The organism is Geotalea toluenoxydans JCM 15764, assembly GCF_001311985.1.
In the GTDB taxonomy this organism is placed as follows: domain Bacteria; phylum Desulfobacterota; class Desulfuromonadia; order Geobacterales; family Geobacteraceae; genus Geotalea; species Geotalea toluenoxydans.
On record NZ_BBCJ01000029.1, the window covers coordinates 25,746 to 45,383 of the forward strand.

Genomic DNA, 19,638 nt, shown 5'->3' on the forward strand with positions numbered 1-19,638 from the left:
ATCACCCTCCCCCTTGCCCCCTCCCATCAAGAGGGGGAACTGATTGAAGCTTAAGTTTGGGCATATTGCTCCAAGGCAGCTATGGAACAGGTTCTTTTTCGATATAATCGCCCCGGCCGGGCGGCAACCTTTGCCGAGTATTGCGGCGAGGGGGATTCGACGCCCTGAAGCAGGCGCTGGCGGGGCTGTCGCCGGACCAGGTGCAGCAGATGGTCATCGATTCGGGGCTCCGGGGACGCGGCGGGGCCGGGTTTCCCACCGGCAAGAAGTGGTCCTTTGTCCCCCGCAACCTCCCCGGTCCCCGCTGGCTCATCTGCAACTGCGATGAAATGGAACCGGGAACCTACAAGGACCGGGTGCTGCTGGAGGCCAATCCCTATTCCCTCATCGAAGGCATCCTCCTTGCCTGCTATGCCATCGGCGTCCATCATGCCTTCATCTTCATCCGTCGTGGCTATGAAACGGCGGCGGCCAACCTTCGCCATGGGATTGCCGAGGCAGATAAGGCGGGATTCATCGGCGACAACATTATGGGAAGCGGCTTCAGCTGTGCCATCGATGTCCATGTTTCCGCCGGCCGTTATATCTGCGGCGAAGAAACGGCACTGATGAATGCCCTGGAGGGAAAACGTGCCAATCCGCGTTCCAAACCTCCCTTTCCTGCAGTGAAAGGGCTGTGGGGCGGGCCGACGGTGGTGAACAACGTGGAGACCCTGGCGAATATCCCGGCGATTATCGCGAAAGGTTCCGCCTGGTTCAAGGGGCTGGCGAAAGTGCCCGAGGCGGCAGGAACGAAGCTCTTCTGTATCAGCGGCCATGTGCGGAATACGGTCTGTGTGGAGCTTCCCATGGGAATGACCCTGGGGGAGATCATGGACGGGCCGTGCGGCGGCATGCTGCCCGGCAGGAAGTTCAAGGCCTGCATTCCCGGCGGCGCTTCCACCCCCTTTTTCACTGCCGATCACTTTGCTGTCCCCATGGATTTCGATGCCGTGGCCAAGGCGGGGTCCCGGCTTGGCACCGGCGGCATCGTCGTCTTCGACGAAAACACCTGCATGGTCGGCGTCACCCTCAACCTGATCCGCTTTTTTGCCAGGGAATCGTGCGGCTGGTGTACCCCCTGCCGGGAAGGGCTTCCCTTCGTTCGTGAGGTGTTGACCCGCATGGAGCACGGCCAGGGGAGGGAGGAGGACTTGGAGATTCTCCGGGAGCACGTGAAATATCTCAACTATTCCTTCTGCGCCCTGGCCCCAGGAGCCATGGGCCCGGTGGAAGGGTTGCTGCGCCTCTTCGAGGACGAGATCCGGGAACATATCAGGAAGAGGGGCTGTCCCTTTAAGTGACGCAGTTCATATCCCCCCTCCCTTGATGGAGAGGGGCCTTTTTTAAAAGTCAAACACACAGAATTCAATGCCGAAATTGACCATCGATAACATACCCGTTGAGGTGCCGGCCGGGACCAACGTCCTGGAAGCGGCCAGGCAGGTGGGCGTCTGGATTCCCCACTTCTGCTATCATCCTGCCCTGGGGAGTGTTGGCGCGTGCCGCTTTGCGCCATGAAATTCCTGGAAGGACCGGTGAAAGGGGTGCAGATGTCGTGCATGATCCCGGCACAGGACGGCATGGTTGTCTCCACCACCGATGGCGAAGCGGCAAAGATGCGGCAGATGGTCATCGAGTGGCTGATGATCAACCACCCCCACGACTGCCCGTCTGCGACGAGGGGGGCGAATGCCTGCTCCAGGACTACACCATCGCCGGCGGTCACGGTATCCGCCGCTACCGGGGAAAGAAGCGGACCTTCAACAACCAGTTCCTGGGGCCGTACATCGAACACGAGATGAACCGCTGCATCGAGTGCTACCGCTGCGTCCGCTTCTACCAGGATTTTGCCGGCGGAACAGATTTCGGCGTCATGGGGAGCGCCGGCCGGGCCTATTTCGGCCGCTTTCGGGATGGACAGTTGCAGTCCCCCTTTTCCGGCAATCTTGTCGATATATGTCCTACCGGCGTTTTTACCGACAAGACGGCAAGGTTCCGCGCCCGTTACTGGGATTACGACATGGCTCCCTCCATCTGCCCCCACTGCTCTCTGGGCTGCAATACCATTCCTGCGGCCCGTTACCGGGAACTGCTCAAGACCATGGCCCGCAGAAACGATGCCGTCAACGGCTGGTTCATCTGCGACCGGGGGCGGTTCGCAAAATACCCGGTCAACGACCCGGCCAGGCCACGCGCTCCAGGCATAGACGGTGTGGAGGCAAGCTGGGATCAGGCTCTTGATGCACTTGTCCAGAGGCTCGGGGAGGTTACGGCACTGCACGGCCAGGGAAGTATCGCCGTCGTCGGCTCACCCCGTCTTTCCCTGGAGGGGCTGGTCATGCTTCCCCTGCTGGCGGAAACAATGGGGAGCGGCAACTTCTGTTTCTTTACCGACAAGGATGAGTCAGACAAGGCTAAGGCGGCAGTCGAAAAACTTACTCTAGCCAATTCCGCCTCCATGGCCGATGTGCAGACCGCCGATGCAGTGATCGTCATGGCCTGCGACCTGCTGGCGGAAGGGGCGATGATGGCCCTGGCGGTACGCCAGGCATGGCGCAACGGAGCACGCGTCTTTCTCCTGAAGGCCAACGTGGGTGCACTGACGGCGGAGGTCGGCATTGTTGCCGAGGCGGTGGATTCCCTTTCGGCCATACCTTTTGCGGATTTCAAAAGACCGGTGGTCATCTGCGGTACCGCCCAGGCAGATACAGCCACCATCGAGAAGGCGGCCGATGCAGGCGCTAAAATTTCCTATCTGTTTTCCGGAGCAAACGCCTTTGCCGCGGCACGCTTGTCATTGAAACATGGGGCCCGCGATCTGCAGACAGTCGTTGCCGGAGGAAAAATAAAGGGTATCATTGCCTTTGAGGCGGACCTGGCGGCAGACCTGGTGGAAAAACTTCCCTTTGTGGCCATTGCCGATTATATGCCTTCGGATCTCACCGGGAAGGCCTCGGTTTTTCTTCCCGCCACCACTACCATCGAGATGGACGGCACCTTCATCAATAACGAAGGGCGAGCCAGCGCTTCAAAAAGGTCATTGAACCCGGGCTGCCCATAAAAGGACTCGACCCGGCGCTCCACCCACCCCACATGCACCGGTTGGCGTCACCTGGTGGTGAAGTACGGCCGTCCTGGCAGATCATAGCCGCTCTGATAGAGCTCCTCAGCGGAGAGAAGATAGTAGAACCCCTTGTCGGGCAATGGGAGAAGTTGCGCGATCTGGATGCGGAAAGCGGCGGCCTGAGCATATTATGATGGTGAATTACTGTGAACATTGATTCCTTGGACATACTGCTGATCACGGCAAAGATCGGAGCCGTCTTCCTCGTCATCCTCACCACGGCGGCTATCTGGTCTTTGCCGAACGGCGCATCCTGGCTGGATCCAGGACCGGAAAGGGCCGAACCGGGTCGGGCCCATGGGGCTTCTGCAGCCGGTGGCCGATGTGATCAAGATGCTGACCAAGGAAGACATGCTGCCTGCGGCGGCGGACAAATGGCTTTTTTACCTGGCACCGGCCATGGCGGCAATTCCGGCCATCATGACCTTCGCCGTCATTCCCTTCGGCGCACCGGTGACTCTTTTCGGCCGGCAGATCCCCATGCAGGTGGCCGATCTGCACGTGGGAATTCTTTTTTTCATGGCCCTTTCATCCATTGCCGTCTATGGCGTTGCCCTGGGTGGGTGGGCCTCCAATTCCAAGTACGCCCTTCTCGGCAGCATCCGCGGCCTTGCCCAGCTCATCTCCTACGAGCTTTCCATGGGACTCTCGCTGGTGCCGGTAGTGATGCTCGCCCGCTCCTTTCGCCTTTCCGAGATCGTCAACGCCCAGGCAGGCGTCTGGTTCATCGTTTACCAGCATTGGCATTCGTCATCTTCCTCATCAGCATCATTGCCGAATGCAGGCGCATACCCTTCGACTTCCTGAAGCGGAAGGGGAACTGGTGGCGGGCTTCCATTCCGAATACTCGGGGATGCGCTTCGGCCTGTTCTTCGTCGGCGAATATATCAACATCATCGTCCTCGGCGCCCTGGCTACTACTTTCTTCCTCGGGGGCTGGCACGGTCCACTGCTTCCGCCTGTCGTCTGGTTCTTCCTCAAGACCCTGGCCTTCACCTTCCTCTTTATCTGGGTACGCGGCACCTTGCCGCGGCTGCGCTACGACCAGCTCATGCATCTGGGATGGAAGCTTCTAACGCCACTGGCGCTGGTCAACATTGTGGTAACCGGCTGGTATTTAACGCTTTCCGGGAGCTTCCGATAACCAACCATTTCAGATGTAAAAGGAGGAGATGCGATGAGTGAGAATTTGAATGAAATCGACGACCAAGGACACACTCCCCTGATTGAGGCGGCAAAATCAGGGGATGTGGGGGCAATCAAGGATCTTCTCAGCCGTGGGGCCGATCTCAATGCCAAAAGCAACAAAGGCAAAACGGCCCTTCATTACGCCGCAGCCAACGGCAGGGCCATTGCCATCAAGGAGCTCCTGGCGGCGGGGGCCGAAGTGGACCCACGGGACCGGGAATGGCATACACCGCTGATGCTTGCCGCCATTTACGGCTGCAACGAATGTGTCCAGGATCTTTTGAGTTCCGGGGCGGATGTCAATGCCCGAACCCTGGCAGGCAACACAGCATATATTTATGCAGAAAGCAATGATCATCGGACACTGCCGGGATACTTAAAAAGGTGTTGAGAGCCAAGCCCCATGCCATTGGGTAGCTCCCTCCCCCCTCCGACCTCCCCCCGCTGGGGGAAGAGTTTGCTCCCTCCCCCAGCGGGGGAGGGTTGGGGTGGGGGAAGATGTTAAGCTGAACAAGGAGATTCATGTCTGTCTTTGCGGACATAAAAGCACTGTCGCTCGGCCTGTGGACCACCTGGAAGCACATCTTCCGCAGGCCGTTGACTATCCAGTACCCGGAGGAAAAACGGACGCCATATCCCCGCTTCCGGGCGCGCATCGTCCTCACCCGTGATCCTGACGGCGGCGAACGCTGCGTGGCCTGTTATCTCTGTTCGGCGGCCTGCCCGGTGGACTGCATCTCCATGCAATCGGCGGAAGGCCCCAAAGGGCGGCGCTATGCCGAGTGGTTCCGCATCAATTTCGCCCGCTGCATTTACTGTGGCCTCTGCGCCGAGGCCTGCCCGACCCTTGCCATCCAGATGACCACCGACTACGAGTTCTGCAAACGGGACATCATGGAGATGATCTACGAGAAGGAAGACCTGCTCATCGACGGCTGCGGCAAGGACGATAGCTACAATTTCTATCGCCATGCGGGGATCGGCGTGGTCAACCCACGAGGGGGCAATGTGGATGAGGAACCACCGGTTGATGCACGCACACTTATGCCGTAATGCGGCTTCGCAGATTATCGGCGATAAAAGCTTTAACCACGAATTACACGAATTTTCACGAATAAAAGCGGAAAGGACTGTTATCACTGATTCCGATGTATGTTCTGTAACGAGAAGGATCGACGTTCCTTAAAATAATGCATAAAAATGGGTTTTGAGCATCTATTTGTGTTCATTCGTGTCATTCGTGGCTGACCGGTTTTGAGGGTTTACAATGGAACAGGCACTTTTTTACATACTGGCGGTGGTGACGGTGATTGCCACCATTTTTGCCATTACCGAAAAACACGCGGTGCATGCCATCGTCTACCTGGTGACCTCCTTTTTTGCCCTGGCGGTGATCTTTTTCCTGCTCAGTGCGCCGCTGGTGGCGGTTTTCGAGGTCATCATCTATGCCGGCGCCATCATGGTGCTGTTCATGTTCGTCATCATGATGCTGGACCTGAGCCACCCGGAAAAGATCGGCCTGCCGCGCCTTGCCAACTGGTGGCCCGCAATCTTGCTGGCTGTTGTCATTCTCGGCTCCTTCATTGCCCTGGTCACGGCCCGCCAGCAACCGTTGCCGGGGGCGGTTGCGGAGATAGGCATCCGCGACTTCGGCCGGACGCTCTTCCAGAAATATGGTATCGCCGTGGAGATCATCTCCATGCAGCTGCTGTTCTCACTTGTAGGAGCATTGTATCTGGGAAGAAGGCGGCCCTCACCCCCAGCCCCTCTCCCCGAGGGAGAGGGTGGCCGGAGGCCGGGTGAGGGGGGTGCTGCTGTATGATCGTACCACTCCAGCATATCCTGATTCTGGCCGGCATTCTCTTCGTGCTCGGCCTGGCCTGCACCATGGTCTGGCGGATGAACGTCATCATGATGCTGATCGGCATTGAGATCATGCTCAATGCGGCGATGCTTGCCTTTGTCGCGCGGCCAACCGCTGGGGGGCGGCCGACGGCCAGGTTTTCTCCCTGATGATCATGGCCATGACCTCTGCCGAGGTTTCACTGGCCCTGGCGCTGGTGGTCTACCTGCACCGGTGGCGAAAGAGCGTCAACGCCGATGAATTCAACGACATGAAAGGCTGAGAAATTTGAGACTCTACCTGACCCTCATACTCGTTTTTCCCCTGCTCGGGGGGGTGGTGAATGCAGTCATCGGCAGAAAGCTTCCCCGCCGCATCAGCGAATTTCTCGCCTGTGGCGTGGTCTGGGGGGCGTTCCTCTGCAGCCTGCTTGCCTATGCTGCTTACCAAGTGCCCGTCACCGTCAAGCTCACCTCCTGGCTGACCGCCTTCGATTTCAAGGCCCCCGTTACTCTCTATCTGGACCCGTTGGCGCTGGTGATGGTGCTGATGATCACCTTCGTCTGCGGGCTGATCCATGTCTATTCCGTCGGCTACATGACCGGTGATCCCGATTATGCCCGCTACTTCGCCCTGCTCAATCTGTTCGTCTTCGCCATGCTGGTGCTGGTGCTGGCGGAGAACCTGCCGCTCCTCTACCTGGGGTGGGAGGGGGTCGGCTTCTGCTCCTACGCCCTGATCGGTTTCTGGTACGGGGAGGAGAAAAATGCCGATGCCGGACGCAAAGCGTTCATCGTTACCCGCATCGGCGATACGGCCTTCGGCATAGCCATATTCTGGATGTTCCAGCTCTTCCATACGGTTTCCATCAGCGAACTCAACACCCTCGGCTTTCTCATGCCGGTGGGGGTGATCACCGCCCTGGGGCTCCTCCTGCTCTTTGGCGCCATGGGGAAGTCGGCCCAACTGCCGCTCATGGTCTGGCTTCCCGATGCCATGGCAGGCCCGACCCCCGTTTCCGCCCAGATCCATGCGGCCACCATGGTCACCGCCGGGGTCTACCTCCTGGCCCGGATGTTTCCCCTTATCGGTGTTTCCACCACGGTGCAGGCGGCCATCGCCGTCACCGGCGCCTGACCGCCTTTTATGCGGCCACCTGCGCCCTTGTCCAGCGGGACCTGAAGCGCATCCTGGCCTATTCCACCATCAGTCAGATCGGCTACATGATGCTCGGGGTGGGCTGCGGCGCCATCAGTGCCGCCACCTTTCATCTCCTGGTGCATGCCTTTTTCAAGGCGCTGCTCTTCCTCGCCGCCGGCTGCGTCATAGCCACCCTGCACCACGAACAGGACATCTTCCGCATGGGTGGCTTGCGCAGCCGCCTGCCGCTCACCTTCTGGTCCTTCCTTGCCGGTGCCGTCTGTCTGGCGGGCATTCCCCTCACCGGCGGCTTTTTCAGCAAGGATTCCATCCTCCTGGCGGTCTGGGAGAAGGGGGAAACCCTCTATGGCGGGCTTTATATTCTGGGGCTTGTGACTGCGCTCATTACCTCTATCTACACCTTTCGCATGGTCTACCTGGTCTTTGGCGGCACCCATCACCTCCCCCCCTTTGAAAAAGGGGGGACAGGTGGGATTTATTCTGCAGTTTCACATCAAATCCCCCTCCCTCCCCCTTTGTCAAAGGGGGAGGGATTTGTGCAGCCGCCGAGGGTCATGGAGGTGATGCTCATTCCCCTGGCGATCCTGGCGCTGTGCGGGGGACTGCTCAACCTCCCTGCCTATCTGGGGCACGGTTGGCTGCAGGGCTTTCTCGGGGGGGGCGCTGTTGGTGAAGCTTCCCACGGGCAGGAACTGGCCCTGCAGGCAGTGGCAGCGGTAATTGCCCTAGTCGGACTGGCGGTAGCGCACCTGCTGTACGGCAAGGGGCGCGAGAAGGTTGTTGCCGCAGCCGACAAGCCGGAAAGCGGCATCACCGCCTTTCTCCTCAAGGGTTGGTATGCGGACGATCTTTACCGCCTGCTGTTCGTCCGCCCCTATAAGGCGTTAGCAGGCATATTTTGGCAGCGGATCGACGAAGGAGTCATCGACGATACCCTGGACCGGCTGGCGGAGATCCTGGGACGGGCGGGAAGGGGCCTGGGGTGCTGGACCACCGGCCAGGTCTCCCTGTACATCATTAGTTTCGCTGCCGGGGGCGCCCTGATTCTCGCTACCTGGCTGGGTGGTGTGGTGATGGCGGATTTTCCGTGGCTTTCCATACTAGTGTTTCTCCCCCTGGCCGGGGGACTCTGCCTCTTGCCGTTGTGGCAGCAGGAGCGCCTGGCGAAGTTTGTAGCCGTGACAGCGGCCCTGGTGGAACTGGCCGTCTGTCTTATGCTTCTCCCACTCGCCACGTCAGTCAACAAAACCGTGCCAGGTTTCGCCTTCTTCCTCATGGAGGACTACCCCTGGATCGAACGCTTTGGCATCCGCTATACCCTCGGCCTGGACGGCATCAGTCTGTTGATGGTGCTTTTGACCGCCTTCATTACCGTCATCGCCATACTCACCTCCTGGCGCAGCATAAAGGAGAGGGTGGCGCTGCACTATGCCACGATTCTGGTCATGGAAACCGGCATCATGGGGGTCTTTCTCTCCCTGGACCTGGTTCTCTTCTACCTGTTCTGGGAGGTGATGCTGGTCCCCATGTTCCTCCTCATCGGCATCTGGGGACACGGGCGGCGCATCTATTCGGCGGTGAAGTTCTTCCTCTACACCCTGGCGGGCTCACTGCTCATGCTCCTGGCGATCATCGCCCTTTATCTCATTCACGGCGCCCAGAGCGGCAGCTATACCTTTGCCCTGCCGGCGCTGCTCCAGACGCAGATCGATTCATCAACAGCCGGTTGGCTCTTTGCCGCCTTTCTCCTGGCCTTCGCCATTAAAGTGCCTCTTTTTCCCGTCCATACCTGGCTTCCCGATGCCCATACAGACGCCCCCACTGCCGGCAGCGTTATCCTGGCGGGGCTGCTCCTGAAAACCGGCGCCTACGGCCTGATCCGATTCGGCTTCCCATTATTCCCCCAGGCAGCAAAAGCAAGCGCCGCGCTGCTCTTCATCCTGGCAACCATCGGCATAGTTTATGGTTCGTGGATCGCCTATGCCCAGCGGGACATGAAGCGGCTGGTGGCCTATTCCAGCGTCGGCCACATGGGCTTCGTTGCCTTAGGGATCGCCGCCTGGACTCCAATCGCCCTATCCGGCGCGATCCTGCAGATGGTCAACCACGGCATCACCACCGGGGCGCTCTTCGCCTGGTAGGAATGCTGGACGAGCGGACCGGCACCAGGGAAATCGATGCTTACGGTGGATTGTGGGGGAAAATTCCCATGCTCTCCTTTTTCTTCCTTTTCTTTGCCATGGCTTCCGCCGGGCTCCCCGGCCTGAACAACTTCGCCGGGGAATTCATCATTCTTGCGGGTGCTTTTCCCATCGCCCCGTGGGCCGTTGCCGTCGGCTTCTTCGGCGTGGTGCTCGGGCTCGTCTACCTGGTGCGCCTGGTGCAGGAGGTGCTCTTTGTCCGGGAGCGGCAGGCTTTGCCCCTGCCTGACCTGTCCCTGCGCGAGGGGGCGCTGCTTACGGTGCTGGCGATGATGGCCTTGTATCTGGGTATCCATCCCGGCCCGGTTCTGGAACTGGTCCAGGCGCCGGTGCAGCTGTTGACCGCAGGAGGGGGGCCATGACCGCCTTCGACCTGTGGAGTGTGATGCCACTGGCCATCCTGGCCCTCGGTGCCCTGCTCATCCTCATCATCGGCGCCGTCAGGCCTGGAAGCCATTGCACCGGCCTCGGCGTTGTCGCTACCCTCGGCGCCGCCGTCTGGACCGTCGTCATGCCGCCGATACCCGCTTCACCAACGCTGGGCATCGCCTTTGGCCCCTTTGCCAGCTTCTTCAGTACGCTATTCCTCCTGGCTGCCGCCGTGACCCTGCTCCTTTCCCACCAGTACAACAGGGAACGTGGCATCCAGGGTGAAGAATATCCGGCGACGGTGCTCTTTGCCGCCTTCGGCATGGTGGCGGTCAGCGCCTCCACCAACCTCCTTACCCTGTTCCTCGGTGTCGAGGCCATGACTTTCGCCTTTTACATCCTCGTTGCCATGGACCGGAACAGCACCGGATCGGCGGAGGCGGGTCTCAAATACCTCCTGCTTGGCGCCATTTCCGCCGCCTGCATCGCCTTCGGCATCGCGCTCATCTATGCTGCGGCAGGAACCCTGGAGACGCGGGAGGTGGCCCGCCTGACCCTTGGAGGGGGCTCCGATCCCCTTGCCCTTGCCGGCTGGGGACTGCTCCTCACCGGCATCGCTTCAAGATTTCCCTGGTTCCGGCCCATCTCTGGACCCCCGACGTTTACCAGGGGGCGCCCACACCGGTCGTCGCCTTCCTTTCCACCGCCTCCAAGGGTGCGGCCATCGTTTTTCTCCTCCTGCTCCTCATGGGGGGCATTGGCTTCAAGTCCCTCCATGGGCCGCTCTGGTGGCTGTCGCTACTTTCCATGGTGGTCGGTAACATGGCAGCGCTGCTGCAGCCCAATGTCAAGCGGATGCTGGCCTATTCTTCCATCGCCCAGATGGGCTACGTGGTGCTGGCGCTTTTGACCGGAACGGGGGACGGTTTTACGGCGGTCATCTTCTATGTGGTGGCCTATACGGCCATGAATCTGGCCGCCTTCGGTGCCGTGGCTGCACTCAGCCGGGAAGGGGCGGGGGAGGAGCTCAACGACCTGCGGGGTATGGGTTACAGCCATACTTTTCCGGCGGCGGTGCTGGCCCTGGCCATGCTGGCACTGGCCGGCATTCCCCCCACCGCCGGCTTCATGGGCAAATTTTTCATTTTTTACGCAGCCTTCAGGGGAGGGGAAGTTCCCCTGGCCATCGTCGGCATCCTGACGGCAGCGGCATCGGCCTTCTACTACCTCCGGGTGGTGGTAGCCCTCTACATGCATCCGAAAGGTGCCCCATCAGGTCAAACTTACATCGGCGAAACCATTGCCCTCTCCGCTTCTGCAGCAGCTATTCTCTTCCTGGGTATTTGCCCTGCCCCCCTTCTCTCCCTGATCGACCACATCCAGCGATAACACAGTTAGTTTTTTTACCTGACATGTCCTCAAACATTGCTGGGCGCTTTATTTTTTTACCAAGGGAAAAATTCGTTGACAAAAGGTTGGATATCCAACTAAAGTTGCAGCCATGAATAGTTCCAACATTGCCCATCTCATTGGTACCGTCAGGGAAAAGATCAACCGCTATCTGGCCAGGGAGCTGGAACGCTGTGCCGTCAAGGGACTCGTTGCCTCCCACGGCAGCATCCTCTACCATCTCTTCCGGGAAGAGCAGGTATCCATGAAAAAACTGGCGGAAGTGGTCGGGCGGGACAAATCCACGGTCACGACCCTGGTGGACAAGCTGGTCAACCTGGGCTATGTGACCAAAGGCAGCGGTGATGCCGATCAGCGCTATTCCTATGTCAAGCTGACAGAGGAGGGGCGGGCACTGGAACCTTCATTCAGGGAAATTTCGAAAATCTGCTGGCTGCTGTTTTCAAGGACATTTCCGAGGAAGAACGGCGGGAGGTGGTCAGGATTCTGAGCAAGATCGACCGCAATCTCTGATATTTTTTTGCCCAAATGGTTGGATGTCAAACCGAGTTGCCGTAGCCATGGTGGCTGTCGGCAGTAATTCACCAAAGAAAAGGAGTGAAGATTATGAACACAGTAACTGAATTTCTGACGAAGAACCGGACAGTCTACCTGGCCACCATCGGCCTCGATGGCAATCCAAAGGTGCGTCCATTCCAGTTCATGCTGGAAGATGGGGGCAAGCTCTATTTCTGCACCGCCAACAATAAACCGGTCTATCAGGAGATGCAGAAGCATCCTGCCGTCGAATTCAGCATCTGCGACGAGAAGTTTGCCTGGCTGCGCCTCCATGGCAAAGCCGTTTTTTCCCAGGAGCTCCGGATAAAGGAAAAGGTTCTGGAGGGGAATCCTCTGGTGAAATCCATCTACAAAACTGCCGACAACCCTGCCCTCGAAATTTTCTATCTGGAGGGGGCCGGCGCCACAATTGCCGACTTCAGCGGCAACCCTCCCCAGACCTTCACACTCTGATTTGCACAAAAACGGCCCGGGGCACTCAAGCCCCGGGCCGTTGCCCTTCCAGTTTCCCAATGGAGAGAGTATCAGGCGGGGATCATTTTCCCGAATTCCCTCTCGGCCAGCTTCGGTCCTGCAGCATCATTGCATGGGCCTGCCGAGACATCTCGTCGGGAAATATGTCTTCGGCGCCGGCGACGAGACCTTCGACGATTGCTTGCGCCACCCCTTCCGGAGAGGCCTTGGGGATTTCCAACCCTGCCGTCAGCCTGGTATCAACAGGGCCGGGATAGATGCCGACGACGCGGATGTTTTTCGGCGCCAGCTCGCCGCGCAGACCCTGCAGCAGGGAATGACCGGCAGCCTTGGATGCGCAGTAGGTGCCGTTGGCGGGCATGTTGACCAGGCCTAGAATGGAACAGACACTGGCGATGACGCCTGAACCGCCATGTGCCATCATCGGGCAAAGGCCCGGCACATGGCGAGCGTGCCGAAGAAATTCACCTCCATCTCTTCCCGTGCCGCGTCGCACCTGCCGGCGCCAGAAACCACAGGCCCCGATTGATGCCGGCGTTGTTGACGAGGATCTGCACGTCCGCGCACTCTCCTGCAACACGTGCGATCCCGGCTCCGTCCAAAAGGTCCAGCTGGACCGGCACGACCCGTCCTTCGCCCAACTGCGCCAGGGGGGCGAGGGCCGAGATGTCCCGTGCTGCAGCATACACTTTGCCCGCATCCCGCTCCAGGAATGCTTTGACCAACGCCTGACCGATGCCGCCGTTGGCGCCGGTTACCATTACCACACTACCTTTGATATTCATAACTGCTCCTTTTCCGGAGTCACTTGCCACTCATATTTCCCTGCAGATGATTGAGCATCCGGAAGAGCTGCCGGCGCTCTTCCTGGGACAGCCCCCGGCCTGCGTCGTCGTTCATGGCCTCGGCAGCGGGAGGATGCGTTGGCGCAGTTCCCGGCCACGGTCGGTGATTATGATGGTGAACGCGCGTCTGTCGCTGGTGCTGTCATCCCGCCGTACCAGCCAGAGCCATCAGCTTGTCCAGGATGCGGGCGGTGGTCGGTTGGTCCTTGAAGGTGCGGGTGGCCAGCTCCCGCTGGGAAATGCCATCTTGTTCCGCCAGCCGGTTCAGGACCGACCATTGCTCTGGTGTCAGCCCGAAGGGCTTCAAGCGGCGGGCCATCTCCGTGCGCAGTTTCAGGGCCGTCTGATTGACAACGAAACCAATGGACTCATCAAGCAGGAAGGGCATGTGACTTCTCCTGAGAATAATATGTGTCGATAATAAATGTCCTGACAATGATTGTCAAGACAAGTAATGGGAAAATTAATTCCATTATGGCTGACAGATTCAAATCTTCCATTCCTTTGCCATGCAAACCACAACCGGTGCTAAAAAGGCATCCCCCGGCGCATGCGATCCTGGACAATCTCGTGGATTCGCTCATCGGCGTTATCCGGGGCGATGTCCGACTGGCGGCAGATGTTCCGCACCTGCTTGACCCGTCCGGGATCGGCATATCCCCCAGGCGGAGGAAATATCCTGCCCGTTTTCCCACTTGGAAGAGGATCTGCTGTTTACGATCCATGGCGATGAATGTCCGCAGAACGTCTGCCAGCCGCGACCGGTCCTGGGGCAGGGTGCCGTCGATTTCCTGGAAGAGGTTGTAGCTGTGATCGCTGGTCATGCGGCTGGTGATCCCGTGCAGGTGCTCGATGAGGGTAAGGACCTCCCTGGCGAGGACCAGGTCGGGCGCCCACTGATAGCGGGTGTCGCCATCGGGGTAGAGGGTGATCTTGTCCGGCAGGTGCAGGGTCCGGAAGCGGATGAAATCTGGGTTGATCCGGCTGAGGGCGTCTGCCGACTCCAGGGCGTGCAGTTGCGAGAATTCAGTACCCCCCAGGCCGATGAGGAAATATTCGGAAAGCTGGATACCGGCCGCCTTCACCTTGAGACCGGCACTGATGTGCGTCTCCTTGGTGACCCCCTTGCGGACCAGCTTGAGCACAGTGTCCGAAGCCGTCTCCATGCCGATGTGGATGCGGTTCAGGCCGCAGCGGCGATTTCCTTGAGCATCTCATCACCGATGCGCGCCACACTGTCGGAACGGGCATAGGAGGTGATCCGCTTCACCCCCGGAAATTTCGACCGGATGTGGCGGAGTATTTTCAGGAGATTTTCCGGCCGGATGACCAGACTGTCCGCATCCTGAAGAAAAATGGACTCCATCCCCCCCGCCAGCCAGTTGTATGCGGCATAAAACGCAGGCTCTTCCCCAGGGGACAGGTTCTTCTGAAGGGCGGCAGGCGTAGTGCCCCGGTCCTGCAGCCGGTTGATGAATTCATGGATGTTGTCGATGTCGCGGATGACATCGTCCACTGGGCGAATGGAAAATTTGCTCTTCTTATAGATGGAGCAGAAGGTGCAGCGGTTCCAGGGGCAGTTGCGGTTGACGCGCAAAAGCAAGCTGGAAGCCTCGCTGGGGGGGCGAATGGGGCCTTGTTCAAATCCGTTGTGCCGTTCCATGATCTCATCCTTTGCGCTTGGTGAAGGGGAAAGTAGTATCTATGTAGAGTATTGGGAGTGATTAGTCAAGGCGGGGATGTCACCTTGACGCGGTACATGCCCCGTACCGAATTGATCAGGTAGACATCATGACCGTGAAGCTGGTCCAGGGTGATGATCCCTTCCTCGATCCTCTTCATTTCCAGGAGTGACTGGCGGAAGGTACCCGGCAGCAGACCGCACTGAACGGGCGGGGTATAGAGCACCCCATGCACATCGACCACCACATTGGCAATGGTGGATTCGGTCACCTCGCCATCCCCATTGTACATGATCACATCCTCATACCCGCTGCAGGCTGCGAGACATCGTCGGTACACATCCCGGCAGGTGGTCTTGTGATAGAGGAACGGGTCCGACTTATCCACGCAAAGGGAGCAAGGGCGACCTCCTTGGGTGATGTGTCGCCGGACTGGATCAGCGGCTCGACCTGTGATGTGAACGTGCCGTTCTGCTCCAGGAGCAGCCTGACCTTGTGGGGGCATGGTTGCAGCCGCCGGGAGAGGTCGGCCAGATGCCGGCGCAGGTCATTCTCGGCCATGGGATAATCGAAATATGCCGCCGACAGTGCCATGCGCTTCAGGTGGTGTTCCAGCAGCCGGTATTCTTCCTCAGGGGTCCAGAGGATGGATTCCAGAAGCGAAAAACCAGCCGGGCGCGTCCGGAGCACCGCCGCCTTGGTGCGTGATTCGGCCAGCTCGTTCTGCCAATGGGAATCCCAGACAATTCCCCCGCCAGTGCCGTATTCGACAGCATTCTCTTTTTCGCTGAAAAGCATGCTCCTGATAGCCACATTGAACTGGGCTCTGCGTCCGGGGGCGATAAAGCCCATGGAGCCTGTGTAGATCCGCCGCGGCGTTGTTTCCAGATTGGCGATGATCTGCATGGCCTTGTTTTTAGGTGCCCCGGTAATGGAAGCGGCAGGAAACATGGCCGCAAAAATCTCGGTGACCGAGGCCCGTGTCCGCCCCCTGACCGTGGAGGTCATTTGCCAGAGAGTCGGATACTTCTCCAGGGTGAAGAGGCGGGGAACCTGGATGCTGCCCGTTTCGGCGATCCGGCCCAGGTCGTTGCGCACCATGTCCACGATCATCAGGTTTTCCGCCCGATCCTTCTCCGAGTTCTGCAGGGCTTGTCCCTGGCGACAGTCCTCCTCCTGGGTCAAACCACGGGCGATGGTACCCTTCATGGGCCGTGACTCGATCAGTTCGCCGTCAAGGCTGAAGAAAAGCTCCGGTGAAGCGCTGAGTATCGAAAACGACTTGGTGGCAAGAGCGACGCCGAACGGTGCAGACTTGTCCTGCAACAGGCTGAGGAAGTCATGGATGGTGGCTGCCGACGATGAGCCGCGCAGGCGGTAGGTGTAGTTCACCTGGTAGGTGTCGCCACTTTCGATGTGCCCTTTTATCTGGTCGAAAGCCAAACGGTACTCTTCAGGCGAAACTGTGGCAAGCCAGGCCATCTCGGGCCGGGTCGATTCCGATGGAGGAGGAAACCTGGTTACCTTATGCGGCCCATGGTACAGCCCGAACCAGAGGAGCGGCAGATCACCGTCATCGGGTCGCACCTGCAGCGCAGGATCGAATGCGGGCGCAGCCTCGTAGGCGACCATTCCTGCGGCATACAGTCCGCGTCGGTCGACAGCCTCCTCCACATACCTGAGACAGGAAAGCACTTCACCTACGGCATGAGCCTGTACGATCTCCACAGGGTGCTCGAACCGAAGCCAGCGGCCTGTCGTGCAGTCCCGTACCAGCACTTGGTTATAATTTTCGTTCATGGACGGCTACCGGCTCTTTGATAAAAAACAACGGCTGCAGAAAATCCTCTTGGCTCTTGGTGCCACGGATGTATCTTATGTAGAGTATCGGGAGAGATTAGTCAAGGCGGGGTTGGTTTGAACGGCGGGAGGAACCGTGATCAAAGCAGTTGACCGGGCAGTATTTCTGCTGTACTGTAATCCTGTACATGTCAAGGAGGATCACGACCATGCTGCAGACAACATATACCAATGCCAGAGCCAATTTTGCCGGACTTTGCGATGAAGTTACAGAAAACCGGGAGATTGTCGTCATCCACCGCCGCAAGGGAAGCAATGTGGCGCTGATTGCCGCCGATGAACTGCAGAGCCTGGTGGAAAGCGCCTATTTGATGCGTTCTCCCAAAAATGCCGAAAGAATTCTTTCTGCCCTGGAACGTGCATTGAAAGGGGGAGGAGAAACATCATCACTGAAGTCGCTGCGTGACGAGGTCGGTCTTGAAGAAGACTAAGCTGCGGGAGTCGGTCTTCCAACCCGAGTTTCGCGAGGATCTGCGTTACTGGGTGGAAACTGATCGAAAAATTGCGTTACGCGCTTTCGATCTGATAGAAGCGATCATGCGCGATCCTTTCTCCGGCATCGGTAAACCCGAGCCGCTGAAGTATCTGGCAACCGGCGCCTGGTCCAGACGCCTCACCCAGGAACATCGCATCGTCTACCTGGTCCGTGAAAACCGGATCGATTTTCTGCAGGCGCGGTATCATTATTGATCAATTTGGTTGTTGCGAGATTTAAGTGCACGGCGGCTTTGAACGGCGAGTGCTTTGCGGCATGTTTATTTTTAGTGCCTGACGAGCTGTGAGCTATGGCGTCTTCCAGACCGCGCCTAATGCTTTCAAAAGTTCTCCCATCTTTATGCCTTCCTCAGCTGTGCCGCCAGTAAGATTACTCTTTGTCAAGCCTGCATTGTCTGGGGAAAGAGGTAAAGCACCCCAACTCCTACTGGTCAAAATTACCATTTACAAAGCTTGACCCTACTCCCCTTATGGTATTTTAAGCAAACGCTCGCTCCGCCAAACTCGAACGACTCTGACCCGGTTCTCACCGAGACGATAAACAATGCGAAAGGGAGGATAAATAATTTCCCTTAAATGAGCAACCCCGAACTCCGGCACAATACGACCGGCTTCGGGGAAGTCGGCAAGCCGTTCCAAATGGGAAACTACTTCCCTCAATAGCCGCGCGCCCACGTCTGGAATCTGCTGTTCAGCATACCACTCTCGGATCTCCTCAAGATCATTGATCGCCGAGGCTGCAAATGTGATGGTGTGTTTTCGTGGCATGTTTCAGCTTAAACCAAGATGTTTTTTGACATCTGAGAGGTTCATTTCCCGCCCTTCTTCCAGGTCCATCAAACCTTGAACTACGCCACGTAAAAAGGCCCGCTCTTCTGTTTCTGTCTCGTAGTCCTTTAGTGACTGGACAACGGCAACACCTCGCCCTCTATTGGTTAAGAGCACAGGCCGGTGGGTTTTATCCACCTGACTTATGATTTTGCCGGGATTAACCTTCATATCGCTTAGTGGTACGATATCTTCGGAAAATTTAGTCGATGTTTGCATGGTTTTGCCCCCTTAAGAGACCAGTTTATAGCCTCAATAATAGCACCAGTTAAAAGTACTGGCAATCAGTTTAGAAGTAAGGAATATCCCATATATGTAAATTCAGAAGGATGTTCATTTATAATGGGAAAGGAAATGCCCCCGCTTGCACATTTCCCCTGGTCTGTGAAACTGTTGTTATCTGCAAAAGGGAGACGAGTATGGGCAGAGACAATCTGATCACTATCTTCATGTGTGGCGACGTCATGACCGGCCGGGGGATCGACCAGATCCTTCCCCATCCCGGTGATCCCGCCATCCATGAACCTTATATGAAAGATGCACGGGGCTATGTGGCACTGGCTGAGGAGACCAATGGATTGATTCCGAAGCCGGCCAGCTTTTTCTATATCTGGGGCGACGCCCTGGAAGTACTTTCTTCGGTGGCCCCGGACCTGCGCATGATCAATCTGGAAACCAGCGTCACCAAAAGCGACGATTACTGGCAAGGGAAGGGAATCAACTACCGCATGAGCCCGGAGAATTTGCCGGCCATTACCGCTGCCCGCATCGATTTCTGTTCTCTGGCCAACAATCATGTCCTTGACTGGGGCTATTCCGGGTTAACGGAGACCCTGGCAGTTCTGGACAAGGCCCATGTGAAGCACGGCGGTGCGGGGAAGGACCTGGCCCAGGCACGGGCACCGGCAGTGTTTGATATTGAAGGGAAAGGCCGGGTGCTGATCTTTGCCTGCGGCTGCACGTCCAGCGGCATTCCCATCAACTGGGGGACTAACGATAAAAGAGCAGGGGTGAATCTACTGCCTGATCTTTCCAGCAGGACGGCTGGCCGTGTGGCAGAAATGGTGCGCCGGGTAAAACGTCCGGGGGACCTGGTGGTACTTTCCATCCATTGGGGGGGAAACTGGGGCTATAGTATTGCTCCGGAGGAGAGGCAGTTTGCCCACCGCCTGGTGGATGAGGCGGGGGTGGACGTGATCCACGGCCATTCCTCCCATCATGTGAAGGGGATGGAGGTTTATCGGGGCAAGCCGATAATTTACGGCTGCGGCGACTTCATCAATGACTATGAGGGAATCCATGGCGAGGAGAGGTTCCGCGGCGATCTGTCGCTGATGTATTTCATAAGCATGGACCCGGAGAGCGGCAGGTTGGCCCGGTGTTCGATGAAGCCGATGCAGATGCAGCAGTTCAGGCTGAAGCGGGCTTCCACCAGGGATGAACTATGGCTGAGAGACCTGCTGAACCGGGAAGGGCAGAAGCTGGGTACACATGTGGAGCGGGAGGATGGTACCTTGATATTGCGCGGGCAGGGGGAGAGCAGCTGATTCCCCCTGCC

Annotated in this window: 19 protein-coding genes and 7 pseudogenes; 18 read left to right on the forward strand and 8 right to left on the reverse strand. The window is 58.1% G+C overall.

Annotation, left to right across the window (positions count from 1 at the left end; translation table 11 throughout):
* Nucleotides 1-81: 81 nt before the first annotated feature.
* The 15 genes and pseudogenes from nuoF to JCM15764_RS16810 all read left to right on the forward strand — a co-directional run bounded on the left by nuoF (nt 82) and on the right by JCM15764_RS16810 (nt 12,349).
* Nucleotides 82-1,343: pseudogene (gene nuoF / locus JCM15764_RS16755) on the forward strand (NADH-quinone oxidoreductase subunit NuoF).
* Between the two features lie 67 nt (nt 1,344-1,410).
* Nucleotides 1,411-1,560, forward strand: a complete 150-nt coding sequence (locus JCM15764_RS24655) for a 2Fe-2S iron-sulfur cluster-binding protein (RefSeq protein ID WP_243689256.1) — start codon at nt 1,411-1,413, stop codon at nt 1,558-1,560.
* Nucleotides 1,561-1,597: 37 nt separating this feature from the next.
* Nucleotides 1,598-3,103, forward strand: a complete 1,506-nt coding sequence (locus JCM15764_RS24665) for a molybdopterin-dependent oxidoreductase (RefSeq protein ID WP_369412357.1) — start codon at nt 1,598-1,600, stop codon at nt 3,101-3,103.
* A gap of 32 nt (nt 3,104-3,135) precedes the next feature.
* Nucleotides 3,136-3,300: a hypothetical protein gene (locus JCM15764_RS24670; RefSeq protein WP_243689257.1), complete on the forward strand. Its 165-nt coding sequence runs from the start codon at nt 3,136-3,138 to the stop codon at nt 3,298-3,300.
* A gap of 12 nt (nt 3,301-3,312) precedes the next feature.
* A pseudogene (gene nuoH / locus JCM15764_RS16765) lies at nt 3,313-4,310 on the forward strand (NADH-quinone oxidoreductase subunit NuoH).
* 33 nt (nt 4,311-4,343) lie between these two features.
* Nucleotides 4,344-4,745, forward strand: coding sequence for an ankyrin repeat domain-containing protein (locus tag JCM15764_RS16770; protein WP_054697761.1), 402 nt, complete (start codon nt 4,344-4,346; stop codon nt 4,743-4,745).
* A 131-nt stretch (nt 4,746-4,876) separates the two neighbouring features.
* On the forward strand, nt 4,877-5,407 hold the full coding sequence (gene nuoI / locus JCM15764_RS16775) for an NADH-quinone oxidoreductase subunit NuoI (protein WP_054697764.1): 531 nt from the start codon (nt 4,877-4,879) through the stop codon (nt 5,405-5,407).
* A 214-nt stretch (nt 5,408-5,621) separates the two neighbouring features.
* On the forward strand, nt 5,622-6,176 hold the full coding sequence (locus JCM15764_RS16780; RefSeq protein WP_243689258.1) for an NADH-quinone oxidoreductase subunit J family protein: 555 nt from the start codon (nt 5,622-5,624) through the stop codon (nt 6,174-6,176).
* A pseudogene (gene nuoK, locus JCM15764_RS16785) lies at nt 6,173-6,480 on the forward strand (NADH-quinone oxidoreductase subunit NuoK). Before JCM15764_RS16780 ends, nuoK begins: the two are co-directional and overlap by 4 nt.
* A 5-nt stretch (nt 6,481-6,485) precedes the next feature.
* The gene (locus JCM15764_RS27130) at nt 6,486-7,334 is read left to right on the forward strand and encodes a proton-conducting transporter transmembrane domain-containing protein (RefSeq protein WP_279384513.1); all 849 of its coding nucleotides are present in this window, start codon (nt 6,486-6,488) and stop codon (nt 7,332-7,334) included.
* 53 nt (nt 7,335-7,387) lie between these two features.
* A pseudogene (locus tag JCM15764_RS27135) lies at nt 7,388-7,642 on the forward strand (proton-conducting transporter transmembrane domain-containing protein); the annotation flags it as partial.
* Between the two features lie 789 nt (nt 7,643-8,431).
* Nucleotides 8,432-9,921: pseudogene (locus JCM15764_RS16795) on the forward strand (complex I subunit 4 family protein).
* Nucleotides 9,918-11,317: pseudogene (locus JCM15764_RS16800) on the forward strand (NADH-quinone oxidoreductase subunit N). Before JCM15764_RS16795 ends, JCM15764_RS16800 begins: the two co-directional pseudogenes overlap by 4 nt.
* A 112-nt stretch (nt 11,318-11,429) precedes the next feature.
* Nucleotides 11,430-11,828, forward strand: a complete 399-nt coding sequence (locus JCM15764_RS16805; RefSeq protein WP_243689259.1) for a MarR family winged helix-turn-helix transcriptional regulator — start codon at nt 11,430-11,432, stop codon at nt 11,826-11,828.
* Nucleotides 11,829-11,944: 116 nt separating this feature from the next.
* On the forward strand, nt 11,945-12,349 hold the full coding sequence (locus tag JCM15764_RS16810) for a pyridoxamine 5'-phosphate oxidase family protein (protein WP_054697768.1): 405 nt from the start codon (nt 11,945-11,947) through the stop codon (nt 12,347-12,349).
* A gap of 82 nt (nt 12,350-12,431) precedes the next feature.
* On the opposite strand, the gene JCM15764_RS27140 is transcribed toward JCM15764_RS16810, so the two are convergent.
* From JCM15764_RS27140 to pabB, 6 genes and pseudogenes are all read right to left on the reverse strand, one after another.
* The gene (locus tag JCM15764_RS27140; RefSeq protein WP_279384514.1) at nt 12,432-12,866 is read right to left on the reverse strand and encodes an SDR family NAD(P)-dependent oxidoreductase; all 435 of its coding nucleotides are present in this window, start codon (nt 12,864-12,866) and stop codon (nt 12,432-12,434) included.
* Nucleotides 12,835-13,155 carry an SDR family NAD(P)-dependent oxidoreductase gene (locus JCM15764_RS27145; protein WP_279384515.1) on the reverse strand — a complete coding sequence of 107 codons (321 nt, stop codon included), beginning with the start codon at nt 13,153-13,155 and terminating at the stop codon, nt 12,835-12,837. Before JCM15764_RS27145 ends, JCM15764_RS27140 begins: the two co-directional genes overlap by 32 nt.
* Nucleotides 13,156-13,357: 202 nt before the next feature.
* Nucleotides 13,358-13,603 carry a MarR family winged helix-turn-helix transcriptional regulator gene (locus JCM15764_RS24680; RefSeq protein ID WP_243689260.1) on the reverse strand — a complete coding sequence of 82 codons (246 nt, stop codon included), beginning with the start codon at nt 13,601-13,603 and terminating at the stop codon, nt 13,358-13,360.
* Nucleotides 13,587-14,360, reverse strand: coding sequence for a hypothetical protein (locus JCM15764_RS24685; RefSeq protein WP_243689261.1), 774 nt, complete (start codon nt 14,358-14,360; stop codon nt 13,587-13,589). The genes JCM15764_RS24680 and JCM15764_RS24685 overlap by 17 nt, the downstream gene beginning before the upstream one ends.
* Nucleotides 14,361-14,398: 38 nt before the next feature.
* Entirely contained in the window at nt 14,399-14,878 is a 480-nt protein-coding gene (locus tag JCM15764_RS24690; protein ID WP_243689262.1) for a radical SAM protein, read from the reverse strand.
* Between the two features lie 65 nt (nt 14,879-14,943).
* A pseudogene (gene pabB, locus JCM15764_RS28705) lies at nt 14,944-16,697 on the reverse strand (aminodeoxychorismate synthase component I).
* Between the two features lie 209 nt (nt 16,698-16,906).
* On the opposite strand from pabB, the gene JCM15764_RS16840 reads away from it, so the two are divergent.
* Both JCM15764_RS16840 and JCM15764_RS16845 read left to right on the forward strand, forming a co-directional pair.
* Nucleotides 16,907-17,188, forward strand: coding sequence for a type II toxin-antitoxin system Phd/YefM family antitoxin (locus JCM15764_RS16840; RefSeq protein WP_054697778.1), 282 nt, complete (start codon nt 16,907-16,909; stop codon nt 17,186-17,188).
* Nucleotides 17,175-17,447, forward strand: coding sequence for a Txe/YoeB family addiction module toxin (locus JCM15764_RS16845; RefSeq protein ID WP_243689264.1), 273 nt, complete (start codon nt 17,175-17,177; stop codon nt 17,445-17,447). The genes JCM15764_RS16840 and JCM15764_RS16845 overlap by 14 nt, the downstream gene beginning before the upstream one ends.
* Before the next feature lie 273 nt (nt 17,448-17,720).
* Here JCM15764_RS16845 and JCM15764_RS16850 read toward each other — a convergent pair whose 3' ends face one another.
* The gene (locus JCM15764_RS16850; RefSeq protein WP_054697783.1) at nt 17,721-18,020 is read right to left on the reverse strand and encodes a type II toxin-antitoxin system RelE/ParE family toxin; all 300 of its coding nucleotides are present in this window, start codon (nt 18,018-18,020) and stop codon (nt 17,721-17,723) included.
* A 3-nt stretch (nt 18,021-18,023) separates the two neighbouring features.
* The gene (locus tag JCM15764_RS16855) at nt 18,024-18,299 is read right to left on the reverse strand and encodes a type II toxin-antitoxin system Phd/YefM family antitoxin (RefSeq protein ID WP_054697786.1); all 276 of its coding nucleotides are present in this window, start codon (nt 18,297-18,299) and stop codon (nt 18,024-18,026) included.
* 200 nt (nt 18,300-18,499) lie between these two features.
* Here JCM15764_RS16855 and JCM15764_RS16860 point away from each other — a divergent pair, with 200 nt between their 5' ends.
* Nucleotides 18,500-19,627: a CapA family protein gene (locus tag JCM15764_RS16860; RefSeq protein WP_054697820.1), complete on the forward strand. Its 1,128-nt coding sequence runs from the start codon at nt 18,500-18,502 to the stop codon at nt 19,625-19,627.
* Nucleotides 19,628-19,638: the final 11 nt, after the last annotated feature.

Bases quoted from the DNA above. Each gene is read 5' to 3' on its own strand.
- JCM15764_RS24655 (WP_243689256.1), top strand. From the start codon at position 1,411: ATGCCGAAATTGACCATCGATAACATACCCGTTGAGGTGCCGGCCGGG.
- JCM15764_RS24670 (WP_243689257.1), top strand. From the start codon at position 3,136: ATGCACCGGTTGGCGTCACCTGGTGGTGAAGTACGGCCGTCCTGGCAG.
- JCM15764_RS16770 (WP_054697761.1), top strand. From the start codon at position 4,344: ATGAGTGAGAATTTGAATGAAATCGACGACCAAGGACACACTCCCCTG.
- nuoI (WP_054697764.1), top strand. From the start codon at position 4,877: ATGTCTGTCTTTGCGGACATAAAAGCACTGTCGCTCGGCCTGTGGACC.
- JCM15764_RS16780 (WP_243689258.1), top strand. From the start codon at position 5,622: ATGGAACAGGCACTTTTTTACATACTGGCGGTGGTGACGGTGATTGCC.
- JCM15764_RS16805 (WP_243689259.1), top strand. From the start codon at position 11,430: ATGAATAGTTCCAACATTGCCCATCTCATTGGTACCGTCAGGGAAAAG.
- JCM15764_RS16810 (WP_054697768.1), top strand. From the start codon at position 11,945: ATGAACACAGTAACTGAATTTCTGACGAAGAACCGGACAGTCTACCTG.
- JCM15764_RS27145 (WP_279384515.1), bottom strand. From the start codon at position 13,155: ATGAATATCAAAGGTAGTGTGGTAATGGTAACCGGCGCCAACGGCGGC.
- JCM15764_RS24680 (WP_243689260.1), bottom strand. From the start codon at position 13,603: ATGCCCTTCCTGCTTGATGAGTCCATTGGTTTCGTTGTCAATCAGACG.
- JCM15764_RS24690 (WP_243689262.1), bottom strand. From the start codon at position 14,878: ATGGAACGGCACAACGGATTTGAACAAGGCCCCATTCGCCCCCCCAGC.
- JCM15764_RS16840 (WP_054697778.1), top strand. From the start codon at position 16,907: ATGCTGCAGACAACATATACCAATGCCAGAGCCAATTTTGCCGGACTT.
- JCM15764_RS16850 (WP_054697783.1), bottom strand. From the start codon at position 18,020: ATGCCACGAAAACACACCATCACATTTGCAGCCTCGGCGATCAATGAT.
- JCM15764_RS16855 (WP_054697786.1), bottom strand. From the start codon at position 18,299: ATGCAAACATCGACTAAATTTTCCGAAGATATCGTACCACTAAGCGAT.
- JCM15764_RS16860 (WP_054697820.1), top strand. From the start codon at position 18,500: ATGGGCAGAGACAATCTGATCACTATCTTCATGTGTGGCGACGTCATG.